This is a genomic window from Reyranella sp., from assembly GCF_004296935.1.
Lineage (GTDB): Bacteria > Pseudomonadota > Alphaproteobacteria > Reyranellales > Reyranellaceae > Reyranella.
The window spans coordinates 1-7008 of record NZ_SCVH01000040.1; the positions used below are offsets into that span (position 1 = coordinate 1).

Annotated in this window: 6 protein-coding genes; 1 reads left to right on the top strand and 5 read right to left on the bottom strand. The window is 63.5% G+C overall.

The genetic code is table 11. The features are described 5' to 3' along the window. From EPO55_RS05100 to proS, 5 genes are all read right to left on the bottom strand, one after another. Positions 1–703: PHP domain-containing protein (locus tag EPO55_RS05100; protein WP_296335390.1), on the bottom strand; the 703-nt coding region annotated here is incomplete at its 3' end. A 31-nt stretch (positions 704–734) separates the two neighbouring features. Then, entirely contained in the window at positions 735–1418 is a 684-nt protein-coding gene (locus EPO55_RS05105) for an ABC transporter ATP-binding protein (RefSeq protein WP_296335392.1), read from the bottom strand. Then, positions 1411–2670, bottom strand: a complete 1260-nt coding sequence (locus EPO55_RS05110; protein ID WP_296335393.1) for an ABC transporter permease — start codon at positions 2668–2670, stop codon at positions 1411–1413. The genes EPO55_RS05105 and EPO55_RS05110 overlap by 8 nt, the downstream gene beginning before the upstream one ends. Next, positions 2663–3976: an FtsX-like permease family protein gene (locus EPO55_RS05115; protein ID WP_296335394.1), complete on the bottom strand. Its 1314-nt coding sequence runs from the start codon at positions 3974–3976 to the stop codon at positions 2663–2665. The genes EPO55_RS05110 and EPO55_RS05115 overlap by 8 nt, the downstream gene beginning before the upstream one ends. A 20-nt stretch (positions 3977–3996) precedes the next feature. Next, positions 3997–5310, bottom strand: a complete 1314-nt coding sequence (gene proS / locus EPO55_RS05120; protein ID WP_296335395.1) for a proline--tRNA ligase — start codon at positions 5308–5310, stop codon at positions 3997–3999. Positions 5311–5453: 143 nt separating this feature from the next. Between proS and EPO55_RS05125 the strand changes: the two genes are divergently transcribed. Then, entirely contained in the window at positions 5454–6746 is a 1293-nt protein-coding gene (locus EPO55_RS05125; RefSeq protein WP_296335397.1) for an NCS2 family permease, read from the top strand. Positions 6747–7008: the final 262 nt, after the last annotated feature.

Here is a 7008-nt window from a genome sequence, read left to right on the forward strand (position 1 = left end):
CTTCAATGTGTGCACCCTGCTCAATGCAGAGGAGGACGTCGTGCGCCTCGTACATCGATGCCTTGGGGAAATGCACGTCGTTGGTCGCCACCAGCGGCAGGTTGCGCGCGTAGGCAAGATCGAGCAGCGGCGCCTCGATACGCCGCTCGCCGTCTTCGCCATGGCGTTGCAACTCGACATAGAGCCGGCCGTCGAAGAGCGTCTGCAGCCGCTCCAGCATGTGGGCCGCCGCCGGCGCCTGACCCGCCAGCAGCAGTCGCCCGACGCCGCTGCCGGTGCTGCCGGTGAACGCCAGAAGGCCGTCGCTATGGCCTTCCAGTTCAGACAGAGGCAATGCCGACATCGAGCCGGTCTTGAATTCCAGGTGGGCTCTGCTCACCAGGCGCATCAGGTTGAGATAGCCCTGCTCGTTCTGGACCAGCAGGGTCAGCCAATCGACCGACGGCAACTTGCTGGCCGAGGCAATGCCACCTTCTTCCTCTCGCCGGAGTCCAAGATCGCAGCCCATGATGGGCTGGATTCCCGCCTTCGCGGCGTATTGCGCGAATTCCAGGGCGCCGAACAGGTTGTTGCGGTCGGTGACGGCGACGGCCGGCATCGCTTGCCCCTTGGCAAGGGCCACGACAGCATCGACCTTGTTCGCCCCTTCAGTGAGCGAATAGGCGGACCGGACTTTGAGATGAATGAAATCGGCTATGGCCACGTGCCATCATCGCGCCGGAACCTGTGGACTGTCAGGACGACAATACACCGTCCTTCAGTGTCACAGTGCGGTCCATACGCGCGGCGAGGTCCGGATTGTGAGTGGCGACCAGCGCCGCCATGCCGGTTTCCCGGACCAGCGCCAGGAGTTGGCGGAACACGACATCCGCCGTCGCCGCGTCGAGATTTCCTGTTGGTTCGTCCGCCAAAAGCACCCTCGGCGCATTTGCCACGGCTCGCGCGATCGCCACACGCTGTTGTTCGCCCCCGGAGAGGCGGCCGGGACGATGATCCCCTCGCTCCTTCAGCTGGACCATCGCCAGCAAGTCCGCCGCCCGGACACGGGCCTCGCTGCGCGACAGGCCGTTCAGCATCTGCGGCAGCATCACATTCTCGAGTGCCGAAAATTCCGGTAACAGGTGATGATACTGATAGACAAAACCCAGGAACCGCCGCCGCAACGCCGTCCGCCCGCGATCACCGAGCGGGCCCGCCGCCTTGCCATCCAGGATCACGTCGCCATCGTCGGGTTGCTCGAGAAGGCCTGCGATATGCAACAAGGTCGACTTGCCGCTGCCCGATTGGCCCACCAGTGCCACGATCTCACCTGGCCGCAGGTCGAGCGACACACCCCGAAGCACTTCAAGACGACGGTCGCCCTGCACGAAAGTGCGCTTGATCTCGCGCAGAGACAGCGGAAACATGGCATCACTCATATCGGAGTCCCTCGACCGGTTCGACCCGGGTACTGCGCCAGGCAGGATAAGCCGCGGCTGCCAGCGACAACAGAATGGCCACGCCAACGATCGTGACCACTTCGAATGCCTGGACCCGAACCGGCATGGAGGTGATGAAATCCACCTCGGCGTTGCCACCGCCGGACGCGCCGGTAATCATCGCCAGCAATCTGCCGATCGAGGGCATGTTGGCGCAGATCAGCAGCCCGAGCGCCGTGCCAACGGCCGTACCGACAAGCCCGACCGCCGCCGCCGCCAGGAAGAAGGCATGCACGATCGTTGGTGTCGTTGCTCCCATGGTGCGCAGGATGGCGATGCTGCCGCGCTTTACGCGTACAAGCATGGTGAAGCTTGCCACGACGTTCATCGCCGCGACGACGACGATCAGCGTGAGGATGACGAACATCATCACCCGCTCGACCTGCAACGCGCCCACGAAGCGGGCATTGAGGCCGAGCCAGTCCGAAATCTTGAGATCGTCGCGGCTGAGTGAGCGGCGAAGTTCCCGGGCCACGCGCGGGCCCGCCGCCGGATCGGCAAGTTCCAGATCGATCGAGCTTACGGCATTGTGACCGTACTCCAGATCTTCCTGCAGCATCTCGAGCGGCACGAAAAGCAGGGCGCCGTCGAATTCGTAGCGACGCGTCATGAAGCTCGCCAGCACGTCATAGTCGGAATAGCGCGGAGCGATCGTGCCGTTCTCATTGAGCCGGTGCGTCACCAGCGTGACCTTGTCGCCGGCGCTGACGTTCAAGATCTGCCGCAACCTGTCGCCCATGACCACACCGGGCCTCGTGCCGAACGCGCCGAGCTCGCCATGGACAATATTTCTGGTCACGATATCACGTGTCAGCAGATCGTCCGCGCGCACGCCCCGCAGCATGGCTCCTCGTGTCAGGCCGTTGGCTGCCACCAGGGCCTGACGTTCCAGTGCCGGCCGCACGGCGCGAACGCCAGGCGTATCCCTGAGCTTTTCCAGCAGTTCGGCCGTGGCCTGCACCACACCACCGGGGGCCGTGATCACGACATGACCGTTCATGCCGATGATGCGGCCGAGCAACTGCTGGCGGAATCCGCCCATCACCGACAGCACGACGATCAGGGTCGCCACTCCCAATGCCACACCGATCAGGGAGAAGATGGCGATGAACGAGACGAAGCCTTCTCGCTGACGGGTTGCCAGGTAGCGCCACGCCAGCCAGCGTTCGACGGCGGGTGCCCGATCACTCACGACGCAGGCCTTCGACAGGGTCGAGGCGGGACGCCCGCAAGGCGGGATAAAGCGAGGCCATCAGCGCGAAGACCAGGGCCATGCCGGCGATCACCGCCACTTCCATCCACTCGATATGCGAGGGCATCTCGGCGAGAAGATAAAGTGTCTCGTCGAACAGCACGAGACCGAAGGTGTGCTGCAACCATTGCCGGATCGCCTCGATATTGCGTGCAAAGCCGAGGCCCAAAGCAACGCCGATGACGGTCCCTGCTCCACCGATGGCCAGGCCATCGATCAGGAATACCCGCAGGATGGCACCGCGACTGGCTCCCATGGTCCGCAGGATGGCGATGTCCGCCGTCTTGGTGCGCACCAGCATGACGAGGCTGGAAACGATGTTGAAGGCAGCCACCAGCACGATCAGGGTCAGCACCAGGAACATCACGTTCGTCTGCGCCTGGATCGCCGAGAAGAAGCTTACATTGGCCTGAAACCAGTCGAACACCCAACCCTGGAAACCCACGGCCTGGGTCACCAGCCGACGGCTGTTCGAGAGCGAGGCATTGTCGCCCACGAAGACCTCAATGCCCGTCACCTTGTTGCCGAGATCGAGAAGGCGCTGGACGTCGACGAGCGGGGCGTACACGAAATTAGCGTCGTAGTCGTACATGCCCGCGCAGAAGATCGCCGACACACGGGCCGACACGGATCGCGGCATGACACCCAACGGCGTTGCCACGGAGATCGGCGATACGAGTTGCAGCCGATCGCCGACCTTGAGGCCCATCAGGTCGGCAAGTCGGCGTCCGACCGCAACCGAGAAATCGTCGCCAAAGCCCTGCAGCGTGCCCCAGTCGATGGGCTTGTCATCCTCGCCGCGACACAGGCCTCGATAGCGTTCGCGCGTCTCGGGCGGTCCGTCGATCGCGGCCGCAAGAGGCAAGCGGGCACGGAAGTCCTCCGGCCGCATCCCGCGAAGGATCACGCCCCGGACCCGGTCGCCGGCGACCGCCATGACCTGCCCTTCGGCAGATTGCGTGGCGCTGACGACACCGGGGACGGCCCTGATGCGGGCCAGCAGATCCGGCGTGGCTTCCAGGCCTTCGCGGCTTCCCTGGACACCGAGCTGGCCGCTGATGGCGGACATCTGCCGCAGCATCTCGACGCGAAAGCCGTTCATCACGGCCATGACCACGATCAAGGTGGCGACGCCGAGCGTAATGCCAACCAGCGAGAAACCGGCGATCACCGAGATGAACCCTTCCTCGCGGCGCGCCCGCAGATATCGGAAGGCGATCAGGCGCTCGACGGCGGCGAAGGCCATGATGGGCGGTATCCTCCGCTTCAGCCGAACTGCTGCATGAGCTGATCGATCGGCAATTCCTCGCGGGCGCCGGTCCTGCGGTTCTTGAGTTCGACCTTCCCGGCCGCCAGTCCCTTGGGGCCGATGATGATCTGCCAAGGCGTGCCGATCAGGTCCATGTCGGCAAACTTGGCGCCGGGCCGCAGGTCGCGGTCGTCGTGCAGGACCTCGACTCCCTTTGCCTGCAGGGCTTCATACAGCTTCACGCAAGCGCCGGAGACGGGGCCGTCGTCCGGCTTCAGGTTGACGATGGCGACCTTGAAGGGGGCGACGGACTCCGGCCAGACGATGCCGGCCGCGTCGTGGCTTGCTTCGATGATGCCGCCCACCAGGCGCGACACGCCGATGCCGTAGGAACCCATCTCGACCGTGATCTGCTCGCCGCCGGGGCCGGCCACAACCGCATTCATCGGCTTGGAGTACTGGGTCCCGAAGTTGAAAATATGGCCGACTTCGATCCCTCGTGCGGCAAGACGCTCCCCTTCCGGGATCTTCTCGAAGGCATCCTTGTCGTGCTTCTCGTCCGTCGCGGCATAGAGCGAGGTCCATTCGTTCACGATCGGCTGCAGGTCGCTCGCGTAGTCTATCGCGCGGCCGAGGATATCCTTGTCGACCAGCCCCTTGTGGCAGAACACGGCGCTTTCGCCGGTCTCGGCCAGGATGATGAACTCGTGGCTGAGGTCGCCTCCGATCGGGCCGGTGTCGGCGCGCATCGGGATCGCCTTCAGGCCCATGCGCGCGAAGGTACGCAGGTAGGCTACGAACATGTTGTTGTAGGAGCGGATGGCACCCGCCCTGTCGATGTCGAACGAGTAGTTGTCCTTCATCAGGAACTCGCGCCCGCGCATGACACCGAAACGTGGCCGCACCTCGTCCCGGAATTTCCACTGAATGTGATAGAGGTTCTTTGGCAGATCGCGATAGCTCTTCACCCCATCCCGGAAGAGAACGGTGATCATCTCTTCGTTGGTCGGCCCGAACAGCATCTCGCGGTCGTGGCGATCCTTGAAGCGCAGCATCTCCGGACCGTAGGCATTGTAGCGCCCGCTCTCGCGCCACAAGTCCGCCGACTGGATGGTCGGCATCAGCACTTCCTGGGCACCGGCAGCGTCCTGCTCCTCACGCACGATCCGCTCGATATTCTTGAGGACGCGAAGGCCGAGCGGCAGCCACGCATAGATGCCGGCGCTGGTCTGGCGAACGAGGCCGGCGCGCAGCATCAGGCGATGCGACACGATCTGCGCCTCGGCCGGATTCTCCTTCAGGGTCGGCAGGAAATACTGGCTCATCCGCATGCTGAATCGGTCCTCGTTCGGGCGTTCGGGAGTGGCGGCGGACTGTAGGGAACGAGCCTTGCAAAGGCAAACTTGGCCGGCGCTGGCTGGTTTTGCACAGGGCAATGCCCGCACACTCAGCGCGACAACCGGGGGAGAGAGGCATGCTCGAACAGATTTTCAAGCTGAGCGAGAACAAGACCACCGTTCGGACGGAGGTCGTGGCAGGCATCACGACCTTCCTGACGATGGCCTACATCATTTTCGTCAATCCGGACATTCTTAAGGTCGCCGGCATGCCGTTCGAGGCGGTGTTCGCCGCGACCTGCATTGCCGCCGCGATCGGCTGCCTCCTGATGGCGTTCCTCGCCAACTACCCGATCGCGCTCGCCCCCGGCATGGGGCTGAACGCCTACTTCGCCTTCGGCGTGGTCGGCGGCATGGGTCATACCTGGCAGGTGGCGCTGGGCTGCGTATTCATCTCGGGCGTGATCTTCCTGATCATCAGCGTGCTGCCGATCCGAGAATGGATCGTCAATGCGATCCCCAAGTCGCTCAAGATGGCGATCGCCGCAGGCATCGGACTGTTCCTCGCCCTGATCGCGCTCAAGAACGCCGGCATCGTCGTCGCGCATCCGGCAACGCTTGTCACGCACGGCAAGCTCACGTCGTTTCCGGTGATCATGGCCACTCTCGGCTTCGCCCTGATCGTGGCTCTGGAGTACCGCAAGATCATGGGCGGGGTCATCATTGGCATCCTGGCGGTGACTGTCATTGCCGTCATGGCCGGCCAGCAGAAGTTCGGCGGCATCGTCGGGGTGCCGCCCTCGGTCATGCCGGTATTCCTCCAGATGGACCTCGCCGGCGCATTCAGCGTCGGCTTGGTGACGGTCGTGTTCGCCTTCCTGTTCGTCGACTTGTTCGACAATACCGGCACGTTGATCGCGCTTGCCCATCGCGGCGGTTTCATGCGCAAGGACGGCACCGTACCCCGCCTTCGGGGCGCGCTGATCGCCGACAGCAGCGCGGCGATGATCGGCGCGGCCGTGGGCACATCGACCACGACCAGCTACATCGAGAGTGCGTCAGGCATCAACGCAGGTGGGCGGACCGGGCTCACTGCAGCCACCGTGGCGGTCCTGTTCCTGCTGGCGCTGTTCTTCGCACCGCTCGCGGGCACCATTCCAGCCTACGCCACCGCGCCCGCCCTGCTCTACGTCGCCTGCCTGATGGCCCGCGGCCTCACCGAAGTGGAGTGGAACGACATCACCGAAGCGGCGCCGGCAGTCATCACCGCGCTCGCGATGCCATTCACCTTCTCGATTGCCGACGGCATCGCTTTTGGATTCATTTCGTACGCCGGCATCAAGGTCGCTGCAGGCCGCTACGCCGACGTTCATCCCGCCGTTGCAATCCTCGCTGTCCTGTTTGTGATCAAGTACGTGGTCATCGGATGATCATCGAAGCGGTAAGGAAATTTGTTTGTCGTCGAACGACCTTGCATCCTAACAATTGTTCGACGGGAGGCTGACGATCGAAAGAAAAGGTCTTGGCAAGGCCAAGCGGCCGCGCTAAAGAGCCTACCTCTTGGGCGCTGCCTGAGTTTAGGGAGGAGAGCGGCAAAAAGCCGCCGAACGACGAGTTTCGGGGTAGAAGAGCGGCGGGCCAAAAGCCCGCCGTTTCCTTTTGTATTTCAATGAATTAATAAGAAATTCTGAG